This is a genomic window from Nguyenibacter sp. L1, from assembly GCF_035199985.1.
In the GTDB taxonomy this organism is placed as follows: Bacteria; Pseudomonadota; Alphaproteobacteria; order Acetobacterales; family Acetobacteraceae; genus Gluconacetobacter; species Gluconacetobacter vanlangensis.
In genome coordinates this window covers 1,254,324-1,272,825 of the sequence record NZ_CP127015.1, presented here as the reverse complement: position 1 = coordinate 1,272,825, position 18,502 = coordinate 1,254,324, and the positions used below count along the sequence as shown (strand labels likewise).

Annotated in this window: 22 protein-coding genes; 10 read left to right on the top strand and 12 right to left on the bottom strand. The window is 64.2% G+C overall.

Annotated features, from left to right (window positions below):
- Nucleotides 1–4: 4 nt before the first annotated feature.
- On the bottom strand, nt 5–1,228 hold the full coding sequence (locus QN315_RS05670) for a pyridoxal phosphate-dependent aminotransferase (protein ID WP_323992021.1): 1,224 nt from the start codon (nt 1,226–1,228) through the stop codon (nt 5–7).
- A 655-nt stretch (nt 1,229–1,883) separates the two neighbouring features.
- Between QN315_RS05670 and QN315_RS05665 the strand changes: the two genes are divergently transcribed.
- The gene (locus tag QN315_RS05665; RefSeq protein ID WP_246285299.1) at nt 1,884–2,477 is read left to right on the top strand and encodes a hypothetical protein; all 594 of its coding nucleotides are present in this window, start codon (nt 1,884–1,886) and stop codon (nt 2,475–2,477) included.
- A gap of 97 nt (nt 2,478–2,574) precedes the next feature.
- Nucleotides 2,575–3,330 carry a YoaK family protein gene (locus tag QN315_RS05660; protein WP_176638700.1) on the top strand — a complete coding sequence of 252 codons (756 nt, stop codon included), beginning with the start codon at nt 2,575–2,577 and terminating at the stop codon, nt 3,328–3,330.
- 47 nt (nt 3,331–3,377) lie between these two features.
- Here QN315_RS05660 and QN315_RS05655 read toward each other — a convergent pair whose 3' ends face one another.
- On the bottom strand, nt 3,378–4,280 hold the full coding sequence (locus QN315_RS05655; protein ID WP_323992018.1) for a LysR family transcriptional regulator: 903 nt from the start codon (nt 4,278–4,280) through the stop codon (nt 3,378–3,380).
- A gap of 78 nt (nt 4,281–4,358) precedes the next feature.
- Here QN315_RS05655 and QN315_RS05650 point away from each other — a divergent pair, with 78 nt between their 5' ends.
- Together QN315_RS05650 and QN315_RS05645 are read left to right on the top strand one after the other, a co-directional pair.
- Entirely contained in the window at nt 4,359–5,147 is a 789-nt protein-coding gene (locus tag QN315_RS05650) for a class III extradiol ring-cleavage dioxygenase (RefSeq protein ID WP_323992016.1), read from the top strand.
- Nucleotides 5,148–5,185: 38 nt separating this feature from the next.
- The gene (locus tag QN315_RS05645) at nt 5,186–5,803 is read left to right on the top strand and encodes an NAD(P)H-dependent oxidoreductase (RefSeq protein WP_323992014.1); all 618 of its coding nucleotides are present in this window, start codon (nt 5,186–5,188) and stop codon (nt 5,801–5,803) included.
- A 144-nt stretch (nt 5,804–5,947) separates the two neighbouring features.
- Here the strand turns inward: QN315_RS05645 and zigA are convergent, their stop codons facing one another.
- Complete coding sequence (gene zigA, locus QN315_RS05640) at nt 5,948–7,168, bottom strand: zinc metallochaperone GTPase ZigA (RefSeq protein ID WP_323992012.1); 1,221 nt, start codon at nt 7,166–7,168, stop codon at nt 5,948–5,950.
- 66 nt (nt 7,169–7,234) lie between these two features.
- On the opposite strand from zigA, the gene QN315_RS19570 reads away from it, so the two are divergent.
- From QN315_RS19570 to QN315_RS05625, 3 genes are all read left to right on the top strand, one after another.
- Nucleotides 7,235–7,969 carry a DUF1826 domain-containing protein gene (locus QN315_RS19570; RefSeq protein WP_408904589.1) on the top strand — a complete coding sequence of 245 codons (735 nt, stop codon included), beginning with the start codon at nt 7,235–7,237 and terminating at the stop codon, nt 7,967–7,969.
- A gap of 14 nt (nt 7,970–7,983) precedes the next feature.
- The gene (locus tag QN315_RS05630) at nt 7,984–8,595 is read left to right on the top strand and encodes a hypothetical protein (protein WP_323992008.1); all 612 of its coding nucleotides are present in this window, start codon (nt 7,984–7,986) and stop codon (nt 8,593–8,595) included.
- Between the two features lie 192 nt (nt 8,596–8,787).
- Nucleotides 8,788–9,483, top strand: coding sequence for a VIT family protein (locus QN315_RS05625; protein ID WP_323992006.1), 696 nt, complete (start codon nt 8,788–8,790; stop codon nt 9,481–9,483).
- A gap of 255 nt (nt 9,484–9,738) precedes the next feature.
- Here the strand turns inward: QN315_RS05625 and QN315_RS05620 are convergent, their stop codons facing one another.
- The 3 genes from QN315_RS05620 to QN315_RS05610 are packed head-to-tail and all read right to left on the bottom strand — an operon-like array spanning nt 9,739 to nt 11,677.
- Nucleotides 9,739–10,548, bottom strand: coding sequence for an SDR family oxidoreductase (locus QN315_RS05620; RefSeq protein ID WP_323992004.1), 810 nt, complete (start codon nt 10,546–10,548; stop codon nt 9,739–9,741).
- Nucleotides 10,549–10,595: 47 nt separating this feature from the next.
- Complete coding sequence (locus tag QN315_RS05615; RefSeq protein ID WP_323992002.1) at nt 10,596–11,162, bottom strand: TetR/AcrR family transcriptional regulator; 567 nt, start codon at nt 11,160–11,162, stop codon at nt 10,596–10,598.
- 56 nt (nt 11,163–11,218) lie between these two features.
- A complete protein-coding gene (locus tag QN315_RS05610) occupies nt 11,219–11,677 on the bottom strand; it encodes a MarR family winged helix-turn-helix transcriptional regulator (RefSeq protein WP_176638709.1) in 459 nt (152 codons plus the stop codon).
- A gap of 305 nt (nt 11,678–11,982) precedes the next feature.
- Here QN315_RS05610 and QN315_RS05605 point away from each other — a divergent pair, with 305 nt between their 5' ends.
- A complete protein-coding gene (locus tag QN315_RS05605; RefSeq protein WP_323992000.1) occupies nt 11,983–13,020 on the top strand; it encodes an alpha/beta hydrolase in 1,038 nt (345 codons plus the stop codon).
- 73 nt (nt 13,021–13,093) lie between these two features.
- Here QN315_RS05605 and QN315_RS05600 read toward each other — a convergent pair whose 3' ends face one another.
- The 6 genes from QN315_RS05600 to QN315_RS05575 form a co-directional block, all read right to left on the bottom strand.
- Entirely contained in the window at nt 13,094–13,789 is a 696-nt protein-coding gene (locus QN315_RS05600) for an alpha/beta hydrolase (RefSeq protein ID WP_323991998.1), read from the bottom strand.
- 109 nt (nt 13,790–13,898) lie between these two features.
- The gene (locus QN315_RS05595; RefSeq protein ID WP_323991996.1) at nt 13,899–14,405 is read right to left on the bottom strand and encodes a peroxiredoxin; all 507 of its coding nucleotides are present in this window, start codon (nt 14,403–14,405) and stop codon (nt 13,899–13,901) included.
- Nucleotides 14,406–14,468: 63 nt separating this feature from the next.
- Nucleotides 14,469–14,834: a hypothetical protein gene (locus QN315_RS05590; protein ID WP_323991994.1), complete on the bottom strand. Its 366-nt coding sequence runs from the start codon at nt 14,832–14,834 to the stop codon at nt 14,469–14,471.
- Between the two features lie 73 nt (nt 14,835–14,907).
- A complete protein-coding gene (locus tag QN315_RS05585; protein ID WP_176638713.1) occupies nt 14,908–15,555 on the bottom strand; it encodes a methionine ABC transporter permease in 648 nt (215 codons plus the stop codon).
- Complete coding sequence (locus QN315_RS05580) at nt 15,536–16,564, bottom strand: ATP-binding cassette domain-containing protein (protein ID WP_323993276.1); 1,029 nt, start codon at nt 16,562–16,564, stop codon at nt 15,536–15,538. The genes QN315_RS05585 and QN315_RS05580 overlap by 20 nt, the downstream gene beginning before the upstream one ends.
- Nucleotides 16,561–17,367: a MetQ/NlpA family ABC transporter substrate-binding protein gene (locus QN315_RS05575; RefSeq protein WP_323991992.1), complete on the bottom strand. Its 807-nt coding sequence runs from the start codon at nt 17,365–17,367 to the stop codon at nt 16,561–16,563. Before QN315_RS05575 ends, QN315_RS05580 begins: the two co-directional genes overlap by 4 nt.
- Before the next feature lie 553 nt (nt 17,368–17,920).
- Here QN315_RS05575 and QN315_RS05570 point away from each other — a divergent pair.
- Nucleotides 17,921–18,142 carry a hypothetical protein gene (locus QN315_RS05570; protein ID WP_323991989.1) on the top strand — a complete coding sequence of 74 codons (222 nt, stop codon included), beginning with the start codon at nt 17,921–17,923 and terminating at the stop codon, nt 18,140–18,142.
- A gap of 36 nt (nt 18,143–18,178) precedes the next feature.
- Nucleotides 18,179–18,478, top strand: coding sequence for a co-chaperone GroES (gene groES, locus QN315_RS05565; RefSeq protein WP_218064150.1), 300 nt, complete (start codon nt 18,179–18,181; stop codon nt 18,476–18,478).
- The last annotated feature ends 24 nt before the right edge of the window (nt 18,479–18,502 follow it).

Sequence of the window (18,502 nt, the reverse complement as noted above, 5' to 3'; positions counted from 1 at the left end):
TCCATCAGTATTTCAGCAACCGCTCGACGCCCGCCTTCATGCGTTCCAGCGCATCGTCGATCATTCTGTCCGATGCCGCATAGGAAAGCCGTAAATATCCCGGTTCCCCGAAGCAGAATCCCGGCACGGAAGCGACATGGCATTCGTGCAGGAAATACCGGCACAACGCGGTATCGTCGGCAATATCTTTCCGTTTTAATTCCGGCCTGGCAAGGAGCGTGCGCATGTCCGCGAACGCATAGAATGCCCCGTCGGGCAGAAGGCAATGGACATGCGGGATCGCATTCAGGCCGGCGACGATTCTGTCCCGGCGGCGGCGAAAGGCGTCACGCCGTTCCGTTATGATGTCCTGCGGACCGTCCAGGGCCTCGATCGCCGCGACCTGGCTGATCGAGCATGGGTTGGAGGAACTCTGGCTCTGCACGACCGCCATGGTGGCGATGATGTCCGGCGCGGCGGCGGCATAGCCCACGCGCCAGCCGGTCATCGAATAGGCCTTGGACACGCCATTGACGATGACCACGCGAGGCTTGATGTCCGGACAGATGGCGGCCATCGTGGCGAACGGTGCCGAATCGTAAAGCACGTGTTCGTAGATGTCGTCGGAGATGACGCCGACGCCGGGGGCGGTGCGCAGCACCTCGGCCAGCGCGGCGAGATGCGCCGTGCCATAGACGGCGCCCGTGGGGTTGGACGGGGAATTGAGCAGCAACCAGCGCGTCCGGGAGGTCAGGGCGGCGGCGAGTTGCTTCGGCGACAGACGGAAACCGGCGTCCGCCGAACAGGGCACCATGGTCGCCGTCCCGCCGGCCAGCCGGATCATGTCCAGATAGGTCGTCCAGCACGGGGACGGAACGATCACCTCGTCCCCCGGATCCAGCGTCGCCATCAGGATGTTGAAAAGCACCTGTTTCGCGCCGGCACCGATGCTGATTTCATTTGCGGCATAATCCAGGCCGTTTTCGCGCTTGAGCTTGCGCCGGATCGCGGCCTTGAGTTCGGCGGTGCCGTCAAGGGCCGTGTAACGGGTCTGGTTGGTCAATATGGCATTGATGCCAGCCAGCTTGACATTGTCGGGGGTAGGAAAGTCGGGCTCGCCCGCGCTGAGGGATATGACGTCCTGATGCGTTTCGGCCAGCTTCCGGGCTTCTGCGCCGATGCGGATGATTTCCGAAACGCCGATGCCGATCAGCTTGGCGGATCTGGAAAATTCGGCCCAGCGATCCATGTTTGCATGCTTCCGTTCATTTTTTCCGGTTGTAAACTCGTAGCAGATCGGATGACGTTGAACCCTGTCGTTTGACTTACTTTTGGTATGGTCATCATTCCATCGGAACGGACGAAGGCTGCCCGATTCCGGCCGCCAGCGGCGGCCAGGCAAGTTCGGCCTGCAGCATAACCGGCGCTCTATGAACGGGTTCCTGCAGGACGTCCGGCGCATCTGGTTCAATCGCCTCAAGCGGCGGAGCCAGAAGAGCCGGCGCGTGGGCTGGGACTGGTTCGAGACCGTGACGGCGAACTTGCCCTTGTCCCGACCCCGGATCATCCGTCCCTGGACACCACGTGCAACATGACGCGCGCCCCTTTCGGGAAGAGCCGGGTGCGCATCCGGGCGGGTGGCGCCGAATGGCCGAGCTGCTCGGCCGCCGCCCGGTCCTTGCGACGTCGTTCCCGCACGTGCACCCCGCAAAAATGATCAGCCGGTATTTTGACGTGGGTGAGAGGCGGCGCACGATAGGTTTATCGTTTCGGCAACTATGACCGAGGGCCTGGCCATGATCGGGAGCGGTCCGGGCTATTTTGGTTCCAATGGACTGGCTATGGTCAATCCAGCGCCGTAACTGCACGCATCGAATGCAAAACAACCGAGGAACCTGATCCGTATGGCGATACCGTCCGTGACGTCCCCCGAGATCTTCCAGCATGTCCGCATTATCATGGGCATGGTCCTGGGATTGAGCATGACCCGCCTGCTCAACGGGCTGGTACGGATCATCCAGCATCCTGGGCAGACACGGATCTACCCGGTGCATATCGGCTGGGTGCTGACCCTACTCCTGACGCTGATGCATTTCTGGTGGTGGGAGTTCTGGCTGGTCGAACTGCCGACCTGGACGTTCCAAGTCTACCTGTTCCTGATCCTCTATGCGATCATTCTATTCTTCCTGAGCGCCTTCCTGTTTCCGGATTCGATCAGTGATTACACTGGGTATGAGGATTTCTTCATCTCCCGGCGTAAATGGTTCTTTGGTTTCTTTGGATTGACGATTATATTCGACTTGATCGACACGCTGATCAAGGGGCATGCGCATCTCGCGATGTTCGGTGGCGAATACTGGTTTCGGGTTCCACTCTATATGGTGCTCTGCGGCATCGCTATATATTCGGCAAATCGTCAATTCCATAAGGCGTTCGTCACGTTTGCCCTGCTTTATGAAATGACCTACATCCTGCGCTTCTTCGATACATTGAACTGAAGCGCTGGTTGCGTTCAGTTCATTCTGGTGTTTGACGGCGCGTGCCATCACATTGAAGGTTGTGGAGCCCATACAGCCGACGCAACAGGAGGGGCATGTGCTTGTCCGAGAGGGGGAAAACCGGACCTTCGTCATGGACCGCCGGTTGGGCTGCTCGCTTGCCGCCGTCGCGGGTGCGGTCAACGCAGCGGGTTTTCTCGCCGTCGGCTATTATTCCGCAAACATGACCGGCAATGTGTCGACCCTGGCGATGAGCCTGCATGTCGGCGATCTCATGGTCGTGGCATCCTGCCTTGGGCTGATCGCGGCCTTCGTGGCGGGGGCCGTGCTCTCGACCTTTCTGGTCAATGCCGGCCGACGCCGCCGACACCAGGCGATTTATGCCTATAGTATCCTGCTGGAATCCGTCCTGCTCGGGCTGTTGGCCTTCCTGGATACCGCATTGCATGCGGGTCCACGCGGGCCGGTGCTGGCCTATGGGCTGAGTTTTTTGATGGGCCTGCAGAACGCGACGGTCACCCGCATCTCCGGCGCGCGCGTGCGGACCACGCACATGACGGGCATGTTGACCGATTTCGGTATCGAAATCGCCGATTGGCTGGAATCCTTTCGCCATCCCGTCGACCATGGGCGCCTCGCACAGACACGCCAGCGACTGTTGCTGCATGGTGGAATCGTTCTGTCCTTCGCTGGCGGCGGTCTTGCCGGGGCACTCGTCTATGGGTGGTGGACAGCGCGTTGCTTCCTCGTCCTGGCGGCGTTGCTCGCCTGGCTGGCCTTGCCAGGAATATTGGCAGATCACCGGACACGCGGCGGCGGTGCAGTCCCGGCAAAACCTGACCGGATCAAGTAGCCATCAGTGGCTGCCGGCGTCACCCCTGCGCGATCCGGCGCGGAAGCTCACGACAGTTTCCATTCTTCCTGGAGATGGCGCAGCAGCCATCCGGCCGCGGGTCCAAGTGGAACGGTGCTCAGATGCGCTGCATACACGACGAGAGCGGGTCTTGCGTGCACGATTTCGTCACGTACCGGAAGGGCCACGAGTCGTCCGCCGGCAATGTGGCCAGCCACGAGATGCGCGGGCATCTTGCACCACCCGAACCCGGCAAGCAGGAAATCAAGCCGCCGTCCCTGGTCGACAAAGCGCCACTGCCGGTTGCTGACGATACCGTATTCCCGCCCGTCTTCCGCGTTCGGATCGGAGAGGACGAGCTGCACATGCGGCGCGAGATCGTGGCGATCCAGCGGACGGCCGGCCCCCGCGAGCGGATGATGCGGCGCGGCCACGGGGACGAGGTCCAGCGTGGACAGGGGATATGCAGTCAGGTCCGGCGGCACGACCGGCAACAACAGGCAGATCGCAACGGCTGCGTCGCGTGCCCGCAAGCGCCGCGCTGCGCCGCCGATAAGCTCGGCCTGAAAACGCACCGGCAGATCCGGAAACTGAACCTGCAGTGCCTGCAGGCTTTTCACCAGGGGTTCGCTCGGCACCAGAGGATCGATCACCAGCGTCAATTCCGGCTCGATGCCCGCGTGCATCCCGGCGGCCACCGCCGCGAACCGCGCGGCACCCGCGAGCACGAGGCGGGCCTGATCGACCAGGACGCGCCCCTGTTCCGTCAGAATCGGCCGATGCCTGCTGCGATCGAACAGAACGACCCCCTGTGCGCCTTCCAGGGCCAGGATCGACTGGCTGATGGCCGATTGGACGCGGCCAAGCCTGCGCCCGGCCGCCGAAAAACTGCCGGTCTCCGCAATGGCTACCAGCACGCGCAACTGGTCGAGGGTCAGACTGCCGATCATCTCCATCTCCAAAAGAGATGGAGATGATCATATTTTGATCGCTTCCACAGGCCAAGCGTGTGCCGGTAGCCTGCCGCCATGCAACCGACATTCTTCATCAATCATGGCGGTGGTCCCTGCTTCTTCCTCGATCCGGGGCCGATGCGGGACAGTTGGTCCGCGCTGGAACATTATCTTCGCGGCTTCATGGGCCGACTGCGCGAGAAGCCCTCGGCTATCGTCGTGGTCTCCGGCCACTGGGCCGAGCGGGTGCCGAGCGTCAATGCCGGCGCCGCCCCGCCGCTGCTCTACGACTATTCCGGGTTTCCGCCACATACTTACGACCTGACATGGCCGGCGCCGGGCGCGCCATCTCTCGCCGGGCGGATACGTGCGGGCCTGGCAGAGATGGGGATTGCCAGCGGCACGGAGACACGGCGCGGATTCGATCACGGCGTGTTCGTCCCATTCAAGGTCATGATGCCGGAGGCGGAACTGCCCGTCGTACAGGTATCGATGCAGCGGGACTTCGATCCGGCGTTTCATCTCGCACTCGGCCGTGCCCTGGCCAAGCTGCGCCGCGAGGGCGTGCTGATCGTCGGCAGCGGCCAGAGCTACCACAACATGAGTCGCTTTTTCGGGCGCGGCCCCGATCGGGGTGCCGAGGCGTTCGATGCGTGGCTGCGCGACATCGTGACCGATCCAAACGGCCGCGACGCCGCCTTGACCCATTGGGCGTCGGCGCCGGGTGCGCGCGATGCGCACCCGCATGAGGACCACCTTCTGCCGCTCATGGTCGCCGCGGGTGCTGCGACCGGCGAGCCGGGCGTCGTCGATTTCCACGGCCATGCCCTGGGCAAACCGATTTCCGGATTCCGCTTTGGCTGAAACCGGAAGACCTCACGGACCACGATAAAGGAATTGCCATGCCTCGTCTCCTCGTCGTCGAAGCCAGCCCGCGCGGCAAGTCTGCGATCTCACGCAACCTGACGGCTGCGTTCGTCGAAAAATGGCGCGCCAAACACCCCGACGGTACGGTGGTCGCGCGCGACCTGACGACCACGGACCTGCCGTTCGTCAATGCGTCCTGGCTCGCCGCCTACTTCACGCCGTCCGAGCGGCATTCGCCGGAGATGCGCGAAACACTGCGCCTGTCCGACGCACTTGTCGCCGAACTGTTGGCGGCGGATCACATCGTGATCGGGACACCGGTCTACAATTACAATATCCCGGCCAATCTCAAGGCCTGGGTGGACCATATCGTGCGCAAGGGCCACACGCTGGGCTTCGGGGGCGAAGGGCTGGTGACGGGCAAGAGGGCAACCGTCCTTGTGGCGTCGGGCGGCGTCTATACGGAAGGCTCGCCGATCCGCGACCGTGACGTCGCAACCCACTATCTCAAGCTGATCCTGAACGTGATCGGGATCGACGATGTCTCCGTCATTGCGGCCGGCGGGGCCAAGGCCGTCGATCTCGGCGAGATCTCCCGGGACGATTTCCTGGCGCCCTTGCGCACGCAGATCGACATTCGTCTGGGTCGGTAAGATTGCCGCGGCTCGGGAGAAGATGATCGGCGGACAGGGTCAAGATCCATGCCCGCCATTCGCGTAATCTCGCCCGACAGTCTTGCTTCCGCTCCTATCCGGATATGAAACACCGGGCTTGGAGACTCGTGCTCACCCAAACCGTCAGTCCACGACGGAGGTCGATTGCTGCCAGGCCGGGAAGGGGTCGGGAAGACTGGCATAGTGCGACGGATCGAAACGGGTGCCTGTCTTCGCCGCGACAAGGCAGGCATCCAGTGCCATGCGGATCGCGGTCTCGTCCATGCCGGTGCCGATGAACACGATTTCCTGCCGCCGGTCGCCATAGACCGGATCCCAACGATCCAGGATCATCTCCCGCCAGGCCGCGTCATCGGGCCACCGATCCTTCGGCACGCTGGCCCACCAGAAGCCTATTGCCTGATTGCGCACGAGCGCGCCGGCCTGGCTCAGTTCCCCGACCCAGTCAGGACGGGTGGCCAGCCAGAAATATCCCTTCGCGCGCACGGCCCCAGGCCAGGCCGTATCGAGAAAGCGGTGGAATTTCGCCGGGTCGAAGGGACGATGCGCGCGATAGACGAAGCTGCTGATGCCATATGCGTCGCTTTCGGGAACATGATCCGCGAAACCATGAAGTTCCTTGTACCATAGTGGGTGCTCGTGCGCCTTCTCGTAGTCGAAACGGCGTGTGTCCAGCACCCGCCCCAGGTCGAGCCGGCCCTGGCTGGTCTCGATCAGATCGGCATCCGGGTTCAGGGCCCGGACGATCTTGCGGGCCGCGTCGGCCTGCTCCGCCGTGGCCGTATCGATCTTGTTCAGGACCACCACATCGGCGAATTCGATCTGCTGCACCAGCAGATCGACCATCGCACGATCATCGTCCGCACCCAGCGATTCGCCCCGGTCGCGCAGGAAGTCGGTCGAGGCATAGTCGCGCAGCAGGTTCACCGCGTCCACGACCGTGACCATCGTGTCCAGCCGCGCAACGTCGTTCAGGCTCTCGCCGGCCTCGTCACGAAATTCGAATGTCGCGGCGACGGGCAGAGGTTCGGAAATGCCGGTGGATTCGATCAGCAGGTAGTCGAACCGCCCTTCTCCGGCCAGTTTCCGGACTTCCTGCAACAGATCGTCGCGCAGCGTGCAGCAGATGCAGCCATTGGTCATTTCCACCAAGGTCTCATCCGTGCGGGACAGGTTGCCGCCGCCTTCGCGCACCAGGTCGGCATCGATGTTCACCTCGCTCATATCGTTGACGATGACGGCGACCTTCCGTCCCTCGCGGTTGTTCAGAATGTGGTTGAGAAGGGTCGTCTTCCCGGCGCCGAGAAAGCCGGAGAGCACGGTAACGGGCAGTCTGCTGTCCATCAGGGAGTCCTTGGCTGTGTCCGCATGGCATCGCAGCCTTCGCGGAGCGGCTTTACCTCTTCCTAAATGAAATATTATAACATAACAATGCCGACGTGCGGCGTGCCTGCGCTGCTCCCTCTTCTCCTTGCTTCCGGCCCGATGATGATCGACTCTCCTTGTCCGACCCGTTCTCGCCTGCTCCTGCCCGAGACCGATCCTTTGCGGGCGATCCTCGTGCCGGATCGTGTGATCGCCGTCAGGCCACGCGCGTTGTCGGCGGCACACAGCGCCGCGGCGCGAATCATGCTTGCGCATGGACCACGCCTGATACTGGCACGCGGGACGCCCGACCGGCTCGGTCGCCTGCTGGCCCCTCGTATGCCGGCGGATGCACGGATTTTGCTCGATGACGCGTTGGCGCTGGCGGCGGATTATCGGACCCTCGCCGGGCTGACGGAGGTCCGGCTGCGGCTGGAACGCATTACCACCGATTCCTGCCGCAGATTCCATGTCGATCGCGTGGGATTGCGCCTGCTGTGCACCTATGTGGGGCCGGGGACGCAATGGGTGCCCTCACATCCGGCCGATCGCATGCCGCACGCGGAGATCGACCCGGCGTCCATGCGCCAGATCGGCACCGGCGACATCGCCGTTCTCAAGGGCAGTGCCTGGCCGGGCGGCGATGGACAGGGCGTGCTGCACCGCTCTCCACCTTTGTCTCATGGGCCGGAAGCCGAACGTGTCCGGCTGCTGCTGACGATCGACGCACCGGATGCCTGCGGCATGATGGATGACGCCAATCCCACGATCGTGACGTGAGCGGAGCCGCCACCATGTTCGTCATCGAAAGCTGGCCAGGTTCCTCCCTGGTGCCGGCTCCGCGTGTCAGGGCATCGGCCGACCCGAGCATCCTGATGGACGCTATCCATCCGGACCTGGACATCGTCGTATGGGGCCGGATGGTGCCAGACGACTGGTTGGATGCGAGCGTCGCCTTCACGGGCCGGCCGGCGCCAATTCGGATCGACGGCACATTGGATGACGTCCTGCGCACGCTGAAGCACCCGGCGACCCGGTGCGGGTGGCCGTCCTTCCTCGTGAAGGACGCGGAACAGAGCGCATCGATGGCGGCGGCACTGGGCGGCTCCATGCGGCAGCGTTTCTCATTGCGCGTGGTTCAGCAGGGCGAGGTCCTGCAGCCCGTGCCGGCTTCGAAATTGCAGATCGTCTGCTGTTATGGTGCCGGCGCCGTCGAGTGGATCTCCGGCCAGTCTCCGACAGGGCCGCTCGTCAGCAGCCTGTCACCCTTCTCGATCGCGCTCATGAAGCCCGCGCCTCCCGCCATGGCCATCCATTGCCGGACCTGGGTCCCTGATACGACGCCTGCAGCATGCATCGAGATGGTCATCCAGATCCCTGCAATGTTTGAAGCCGCTCGCTCATGAGGGCCGACGCATCGCAGAACTTCCGGGGGCGGACCGGGGAGGGGACGCGGCCTGATCGAAGGGGCTCGGGTGGTCTTTTCGAGGACCTATCCATGCCGGGCTTCAGAGCATGCTATGTGGGATTCGCGATCGCGTCACGTCCGTTCCCGGTCGTGATCCCGAGGCCGGCCATCTGCCATCATGGATGCATTCATGTCACGTCTCCGTTCCCATACCGAGCGTCATGCCGTCGAGAAGCTGGGGTGGCTGCGTGCCGCCGTGCTCGGCGCCAATGACGGGACGCTGTCGACCGGCAGTCTCATCGTCGGCGTCGCCAGTTCCCATGCGTCGGGCGGCAGCATTCTCATCGCCGGCTTGTCCGCGCTGGTGGCGGGCGCCCTGTCGATGGCCGCGGGCGAATATGTCTCGGTCAGTTCCCAGGCGGATTCGGAACGGGCCGACATCGCGCGCGAAAAGCAGGAGCTTGCCTCGGACTGGGACAGCGAAATCGATGAACTCGCCGGGATCTATTGCAAGCGGGGGCTGGACGACGCGCTGGCCCGTACGGTGGCGACCGAACTCATGAAGCATGATGCGCTGGGCGCGCATGCCCGCGACGAACTCGGGCTGTCCGATGCCACGGCGGCGCGCCCGCTCCAGGCGGCGTTCGCCTCGGCGGCGGCGTTTTCGTCCGGTGCGGTGATGCCCGTCCTGGCCGCCGTGCTTACGCCGGAACCATACGTGTCATGGGGCGTGTCCCTGGTCTCGATCGTCGTGCTGGCCGTTCTCGGGGCTGTCGGTGCGGTGGCCGGCGGCGCGTCTCCGGTGCGGCCCACGCTTCGGGTGACGTTCTGGGGCATTATCGCCATGCTGGTCACGGGCGGCATCGGCCGGCTGTTCGGTGTGTAGCGCATCGCTGCCCAGGGCCAGGCGAAGCGGTGGCCGGGCCGGATCGACAAGAGCCAGCATGGCCTGAGCGACATGGCTTTCACGTTTGTCGGCCCGCGCCTGCGCCATGCCCTCTTCCCGGCGGCGGAATTCATGGCGCGCCGGCGCCGCAAACGCCGCGAGACCCGCGGCGCATGCCTTGCCTCCGGTTTCGCCGGCCGGCCTCGACGCCCTGATCGATCAAATTCGGACGTGGTCCGGGTGTAATCAGGAAATCTAAAGGATGAAGCCTCCGTCGATCGTCACGCTTGCGCCGGTCATGAAGGACGAAGCGGGGCCGGCGAGGTAGGACGCAAGTGCCGCCACGTCGTCCGGACGTCCCATCCGGCCGAGCGGCATTCGGGCGACCAGATGGTCCGCCATGCCGTCGGTCATGTCGGTCTCGATCGGGCCGGGCTGGATGTTGTTGATCGTGATCCCGCGCCGGGCGAGGTCGAGTGCCGCCCCCTGCACGAACGCCGCCACCGCCGCCTTCGTCATGGCATAGATACTGTTGCCCGGCGCGATCGGCCGGATCGCGGCAATGCTGCCGATGGTCACGACGCGCCCACCGTCATGCATCCGGGCGACGCCGGCCTGAACGGCGAGCACGACGCCGCGCACATTGACGTTGAGGCAAAGATCGAGATCGTCCAGACTCATCCGCTCCAACGGCGCCAGCTTCAGCACGCCGGCATTGACCACGGCGACGTCCAGGCGGCTGTAATGCGAGACGACCTGTTCGACCGCCGCGTGCAGTGCAGCAGGATCTGCGCTGTCGGCCCGGACGGCCAGCGCGCGGCCGCCATCCGCCTGGATCGCGGCCGCCACCTCTTGCGCCTGCTCGGGCCGGGATACATAGGTCAGGCCGACGGCAAATCCGTCCCGCGCCAGCCGCCGGGCAAGCCCTGCGCCAATGCCGCGCGATCCGCCGAACACCATGGCCACCCGGCTCCGGTCGGGCGTGGCCGCGAATGTTTCCTTGATCTCAAGGGGATTCTCTGCGGGGTTCTCTGGGGCGTTCTCTGGGGCGTTCTCCGGGGTCATCGTCCGATCCTTTTTATTGAACGATCATTCCATAATGGGCAAAATTTTTAGCGCAGGCCACGCAGCGCCGCGCGTGCGACGGCGGCAAGGGTCGCCCGGTCGGCACCGCCCCGGGCCGACACCCGGATGCCCGCGACCGTGGCGATCAGGAAGGCCGCCGCTTCGCCAGTATCAATAGCGGAAGACAGGTCGCCCTCGCACTGGGCCTGACGCATTCGGGCCATGAGGGCGTCGCGCAGAACCCTGCCGAAGCATTCATGGATCTTCGCGAGATCGGTGCGAGAGGTTCCGAATTCGCAGATGCTGCTGACGCCCAGGCACGTCTCCCGCGCTGTTTCGACCACGCGTTCCAGAAAATGCCGGATGCCGTCAACGGCGCGCGGGCCGCGCCGCAGCGCTGCCAGATGTGCCTCGGTCTCTGCCGCCGCGTAACGGCGGACCGCCTCCTGATAGAGTTGCCACTTGTCGCCGAAGCTGTTGTACAGGCTTTGCCGGCCGATCCCCATTGCCGAGACGAGCGCGGCTGCCGAACTTCCCTCGAAGCCGTGCTGTCGGAAGACGGCGACGGCCGCGTCCAGAACCTGATCCCGATCGAATTGCTGTGGCCGTGCCATGTCTCGTGCATAGCAGGATATGGAATGATCGGTCAATAATGGCGAAGCCGTGCCCGTCAGTTCCCCGCCTCCGCATGGCGGATCAGATTCGTGCGCAGCTTGACGATGGCCTTTTGAAGTGCGCGGAACTCGTCCGGTTCCAGGCCCGATGCCTGGACCAGCGTCCTCTGTGCGCCCTTCTCGCGCAGGGCGCGACCGGATTCGGTCAGGCTGACGATCACTTGCCTCTCATCCCGCGGGTCGCGTCCTCGGCGGAGATAGCCGAGGGTCTCCAGCTTTTTCAGGATCGGCGTCAGCGTATTGGATTCGAGGAAGAGCTTCTCTCCCAGCCCGCTCACGGTCTGGTGATCTTCTTCCCACAAGGCGACGATGGCGATCCACTGGGTGTAGGTGACGCCCAGTTCCTCCAGGATCGGTCTATATGCGCGACCATAGGCGAGGTTCGTCGAATAGACGGCGAAGCACATGAAATCCGCGAGTTTCGGGTAGTCCGGCTTGGGCGGGCGCGCATCCATCCTGCATCTCTCCTATGGCAATTCCCGTCTCAATATAAATCGCATCCGATTAAATCGGAAGGCTTGACGGCGGATCGCCGCCGGCTCTATAAACTCGTGTCCGATAATATCGGATACGATAGGATGGTATGCCATGAACGTCCGGATGAACATCGCGCTTTATGCAGGCCCGCCTGCCCCCAGCGGGCTTTCGTCACACGGGTTGGCGCGAACCGTTCTCTCCTGAACCACAGGACCGTCCATTTCATCGTGCCGGCGATTCCTGCGCATTCGTCCTCCAATCATCAGCGATCGGATTCATCATCATGACCTACAGTCTTTTCCGTGACCCGAGCCGCCGCCGCTTCCTGGGCTTCGCGGCCTCGTCCGCCGCTGCGTTCGAATTCGGCGGCCTTACGCGCGCAGGCCGCGCAACGCCGGCATCGAGCAACCGGCCGGCCGTTCCGCCCCGCCTGCCGGCGCCGCGGCAGGTCGATGCGGGCCCCCTGTCCATAGGATATGTCGAGATGGGGCCGTCGGACGGCTCTGCCGCCATTCTTCTGCATGGATGGCCGTATGACATCCACAGTTTCGCCGACGTCGCGCCTGTGCTCGCGGCGGCGGGGTGCCGTGTGGTCATGCCCTATCTGCGCGGCTATGGCACGACCGTCTTTCGCGCGGCGGCCACGCCGCGCAATGCGCAGCAGGCCGCGCTGGCGGCTGATACCATCGCGCTGATGGATGCCCTGGGCATTCGCCGGGCGATCGTCGCCGGTTTCGACTGGGGCGCGCGGACGGCGGATATCGTTGCCGCCCTGTGGCCGGAACGGTGCAGGGGGCTGGTGTCGGTCAGCGGCTATCTGATCGGCAGCCAGCAGGCCAATGCCGCGCCGTTGCCGCCGAAAGCGGAACTGGCCTGGTGGTACCAGTTCTATTTCGCGACCGAGCGCGGCCGCCTGGGCTATGCGCGCAACACCAGGGAGTTCAACAGGCTCATCTGGCAGCTCGCCTCGCCGCAATGGCATTTCGACGACGCGACCTACGACCGTTCAGCGCGCGCCTTCGACAACCCCGACCATGTGGCCATCGTGATCCACAATTATCGCTGGCGTCTGGGTCTGGCCGACGGAGAACGTCAATATGACGCGCTGGAAAAGCGACTTGCGACGCAGCCGGCCATCACGGTGCCCACCATTACGCTGGAAGGGGACGCCAACGGCGCGCCGCACCCGGCGCCCGAAACATATCGGACCCGCTTTGCGGGACGCTATGAACATCGCCTGGTCCGTGGCGGGATCGGTCACAATCTGCCGCAGGAAGCGCCGGTCGCCTTTACGGACGCGGTGCGGACGATCGCGTCGTGACGGACAGGATCCGTCTCCAATTCCGGCAATCCCCGCCACCAGCCGGCCACGCGCTTCGGATCGGCCTCGTCGATTATGGATCGGGAGCGCCGGACAATGAGAGGGCCAGGTCTCCAAGTGCGGAGAGCCCGTCCGGCCAAAGCCCGACGCCCGATATGTTGCCGATATGTCCGAGCTTACCGGCATCCAGCATCGTCGATCCCCACCGGCGTGCCATGATGCGCGCGCGATGTATGGTCAACCATTCGTCGTTGCGGCTGGCGACCAGTACCGAAGGGAAGGGCAGGCGGGCGCTCGGAAGTGGGGCGAAGTCGGCGACCCGTCCGGCATCCGATCCGCGATGCCGCTCCACGTCGGCCGGCGCCACCAGAAACGCGCCCGAGACAGGCCCGTTCGAGCGCTCGCTGGCCCAGCGCGCGACGAGGACGGCGCCGAGGCTGTGCGCGATCAGGATCGTCGGTCGGCTGCATTTTGCCAGGGTCGCGCGCAGCCCGCTACGCCAGGCGCGATAGGTCGGTTTTTCCCAATCGATCTGCACGACCCGATGGACGGCAATGCTGCGCCGACTCAGGAAACCCTCCCAGCGGGATTGCCAGTGATCCGGTCCGGAGCCGTCGAGTCCGGGAACGATCACGATGTCAAAGGGCGACAATGCGCCGATCAGTGCGGACGCGACGGTCGGGTCGGTCAAAAAAGCGGTCGTCTCGCGGCAGGGCAGCGGACGGCGCTGGATGCTGCCGCCATCGTTGGAACGGCCGGGTGTCGGCATCGGGCATATCTTCCTTTTGGGTTGATTTTCCCTGACCGGGGCATCGTTCGGGTAACGAGCCAGTGCTTCCCACAGATGGTTCATGGTGCGGATCAGTCTTATGCCGGTGTCAGGCCGCCTTCCGGATGGGGCGGCACCCGCAATGCCGGTCGGCCCCCAAGGCATGGAGTACAGACACGATATCGGAAAAATCGCGGGACTGGAAAAGAGAATATGAAAGCGTCATGCGTATGGTCTTGGCTGGGTCCAGAAAATAGACGACATGATCATCATCGAGAGCGGGGGCATCATGGCCGGCATCGATGGCGATGCCCCGCCAGAGGGTCCGAACGGCGCCGGTCGGGTCTACAAGTCGCGGCACTGGCGACGGAGCCGATTGGCGCGGACGGGGCGGCGCGCGGCGTTCATGGGGCGGGGAATCCAGGCCCAGCACTTTGATCGGCCGTGCACATGTCTTGGCCCAATCCATCCCGGCGCCAAGACTCTGCGTCGTGTAATCGTCCAAGTGGGTCAGGACGACGCCCCAGCCTGAACCGAGCCATGCATGGAAGCGGATCGGCCCGGATGTCGTGTCGCAGGCGAAATCCGGGGCTGTCCAGCCGGGGAGCAGTGCCATTCGTCGGCCTCCTGAATCTGGATCGTTTCGGGTCGTTGGAGCGGATGGGAGTGAGGGCGTGGCCTAATCGGACGCGATGAGCTTCTCGATCCGTTCGAGCGTATTTTTCAGGGACGTGACTTTGTGTCTGCGCCGTGAATCGGCATCCAGCGCAGCTTCGTCGCGCGAAAGGAAGCAATCCCGTCCGATCCGAAGCGCTTGTGTTTCGCCCTCGGGCGTGAACCATCCGTCGTCGCGCGGTTCGCCGTTGATACGGAAGATGGTGCCCTGCGTCGCGAACTTGGACACCCACACCTGACGAACGGAATGGAAATCCCGTACCGGATCTGAAGATATCCAGGTTGCAAATCGCTTTTCCGGATCGGCCCGGTGGTCGGTTCGAGCGGATGGCCTCTGGATCGATGGGGGAGTGGACATGTTGGCTTTCATTTATTTCGACTCCAGATTCTGGACATATTTCAGAGAACCATGCGGAGGATATGCACGCAGAGCGGAGGCGGCTTCATGCCAGCCGCCGTGCCAGCCGGTTGCCGATCCATTGGAGGATTGTGACCATGACGATCAGTACGGCGACGACCGACAGCATCACCGTCGTGTTGAAACGCTGATAGCCATAGCGGATCGCCAGGTCTCCCAGGCCCCCGGCGCCGATGACGCCCGCCATGGCCGAGGCGCCGACCAGGGTGATCAGGGTTACGGTGAAGCCTGAAATGAGGCCCGGCAGCGCCTCCGGCAGCAGCACGTAGCGCACCGTCATCCAGCGCGTGCCGCCCATGGCGCGCACGGCGTCCACCAGTCCCTGGTCGACCTCGCGCAGCGAGACCTCCGCGATCCTGGCGAAATAGGGCACGGCGGCGATGGCCAGCGGTACGATTGCAGCGCCGGTCCCCAGGGCGGTGCCCGCGATCAGCCGGGTCAGCGGGATCAGCAGTACCAGCAGGATCATGAACGGCACGGCACGGACCGCGTCGATGGCAAGGGCGAGGGCGCGGGACAGTGCCGGCAGGGGGTACAGGCCGCCCGGCGCCGTGACGATCAGCAGGACGGCCAGCGGCAGACCGCCGAGCACCGAAATCAGGCCGGACGCCAGCACCATCTCCAGCGTCTCGCCCGTCGCGCGCAGAATCAGATCAGCAATCAGCCGGAACATAGCCGAGTACCTCCATGGATTGGCTGGCCTGGCGGATGAAATCCAGGGCGTCGCCATCGTGCCGCGACAGGCGCAGCACGAATTCCGCATCCGGCCGGCGGGCGATGTCGCCCGCGGTCGCCTGCAGGATGGTCACGTCCAGTCCGAAGCGGCGGCTCAGCACCGACAGGACGGGAGAGGGCGCCGCGTTCGGATCGAAGGTCGCGCGTACGACCGGCTGGGCGTCGTCGAAGGGCACGTCCCGCAACTGCGCCACGACATGATCGGGAACACGCGGCCGGCCTTCGGAGAGGAAAGCGCGCGTGACGGCGTGGCGGCTCGCCCCGCCCAGCAATGCCGCGACCGGGCCGTCCTCGACGATTCGGCCGTGGTCGAGCACCACGACGCGGTGCGCGATGCGGCGAATGACGTCCATCTCGTGCGTGATCAGCAGGATGGTCAGGCCCAGCCGCCGGTTGATATCGACCAGCAGGTCCAGGATCGCGGCCGTGGTTTCCGGATCGAGCGCCGAAGTCGCCTCGTCGCACAGCAGCAGCGCCGGGTTCCCCGCCAGGGCGCGGGCGATGCCGACCCGCTGTTTCTGTCCGCCCGACATCTGGCTGGGGCGCTTTCGTTCGTGCCCGGACAGCCCGACCAGGTCGATCAGGTCGGCGACCCGGGCCGCGCGCGCGGATTTCGGCATGCCCGCGATCTCCAGAGGCAGGGCGATATTGCCGGCGGCACTCCGGGATTGCAGCAGGTTGAAATGCTGAAACACCAGCCCGATCCGCCGGCGAATTTCGACCAGCCGGCGTTCCGGCAGGGCGGTGATGTCCTGGCCTTCGATGATGATCCGTCCGCTGTCCGGCCGTTCCAGCCCGCTCAGGCAGCGCAGCAATGTCGTCTTGCCCGCTCCGGACCGGCCGATGATACCGACGATCTCGCCGGGATGGACGTCGAACCGGACGTCCTGGAGCGCGACATGGTCGCCGAACCGGCGGCAGACCTGTTCGACCCGCAGCAGAGTCATCCCCATGCCGGCACGATCGCCCCGTGATAGATGTCCAGGATCGCCTTGCGCACGTCCGGCTGGTGAAAGGCGTTCGTCAGGGATGCGACCCACGGGGCATGCGCATCCTGCGCGTTCACGGCGATGAAGTTGACGTAAGGATTGCCGGCCAGAGTTTCCTGACCGATCCGCTGTCTGTCGACCTGGATCCCCGATTTGAACGCCCAATCGGTGTTGACGATCGCCGCGTCCAGGTCGGGAAGCGTGCGGCCGACGATCCCGGCATCGAGTTCCTTGACGGACAGGTTGCGTGGATTGTCGGCGATATCCAGCGCGGTCGGCAGCGGGCCCGCGGACGGATTCAGCGTGATCAGGCCGAGGGCTTCCAGAAGATGCAGGGCGCGGCCCTCGTTGCTCGGGTCGTTGGGCACCCCGATCGTCGCGCCGGCGGGCAGGTCGCGGACCGATTTCCAGCGGCTGGAATACAGACCGATCGGCGAGAAATAGGTATCGCCCACCGCTACGATATTATAGCCGTGCGCCGCGATCTGGGCGGACAGGAACGGGCGGTGCTGAAAGGCATTGGCGTCCAGTTCGTGTTCCGCCAGGGCCTCGTCGGGGGCATTGTAGTCCGAGAACGGGACGATCTTCAGGGCCAGCCCGCATTGCGCGGCATGGGCGGCCACGGCACGCCAGACATCCTCGTCCTCGCCAGCCATGATGCCGATTCGCAGCGTCGTGAGGGTGGTCGCGCCGGCGATGCGCGGGAGCGGCGCCGCGGCCAGCAGGCCGAGGACGGAGCGGCGGGTGAAGGACGACGGCATGGTCTTTGTGGAATCCTTTTGCAGGCCAATGGTCCTTGTCGGTCGCCGGGCGCGGCCGGCAGCGAATGCAAGCCACTATGCGACGCATGATAGTGGTATGCAATAAATAACCACGAATATCGTATGATAAATTCCCTTGTCGGCGAGGCTGCGCCGGAAACCGGGCGATGTCCGGCTTGACCGATGGGGCGCACGATGCCGCAACATCCGCCGAGATGAACAATATATCATTTAATATCAATATGATAATTTGAATTCGCTCCGCCTTTCGATTGCGATTCGTTGTTTGACGTGAATTCTACATATAACGAATTTAAATGATTATATTGTCTTGACGTGAGGCGATGCCCCTGCGATCGTGGGCTTGGCCGCCATTGTGGCGCCTCAATCCAAGGGCGGAGCCTGATGACCCGTATCAGCGCGCGAATGTGTCGCATCGACCGATGTAGCGCAGCGTGCGCCGGCCATATGAAGCCGGTGCCCGCCCGATAGGATCGCCGGCGGTCGATGCTGCCGGCGGAGGTCCGCGCAAGCGGAGCGAGAGGCAGCGACCATGCTTGAATCCCATATCGTCGAAATCGACGGCACGTTTCTGGGTGCCGTGATCCTGGAAAGCGACCGCAAGACGCGGCGTTTCTACGCCGCGCATGACAGCGTGCGCCCCCTGCATAATCACATCCTGGCCGAGCCGGATGACCTGACGCGCCAGGCGGCGTGGCGGTTCCGGCGTGCACGCGCCCGGCCGGCCGATGGCGGTGGCCGCCAGGTTCGATAGACCGATTCGATAGGCCAAAAATTCAAAGGTTTGAACATGAGCAGATTTCGTCCCCTGCATGACCGTGTGGTCCTGCGGCGCATTTCTCCTGCCGAAAAGACGGCGGGCGGCATCATCATTCCCGACACGGCGCAGGAAAAGCCGGTCGAGGCCGTTGTGGTGGCGGTCGGGCCCGGCGCGCGGGACGAGCACGGGCAGGTCGTGCCGCTGGCGGTGCGCGAGGGCGATCATGTCCTGTTCGGAAAATGGTCGGGCACCGAGGTGAAGATCGGCGGCGAGGATCTGCTGATCGCCAAGGAATCCGACCTGTTCGGCATCGTCGGCGACGCGCGGTAAGATTCAGGGAACAAGGAGAGGCAT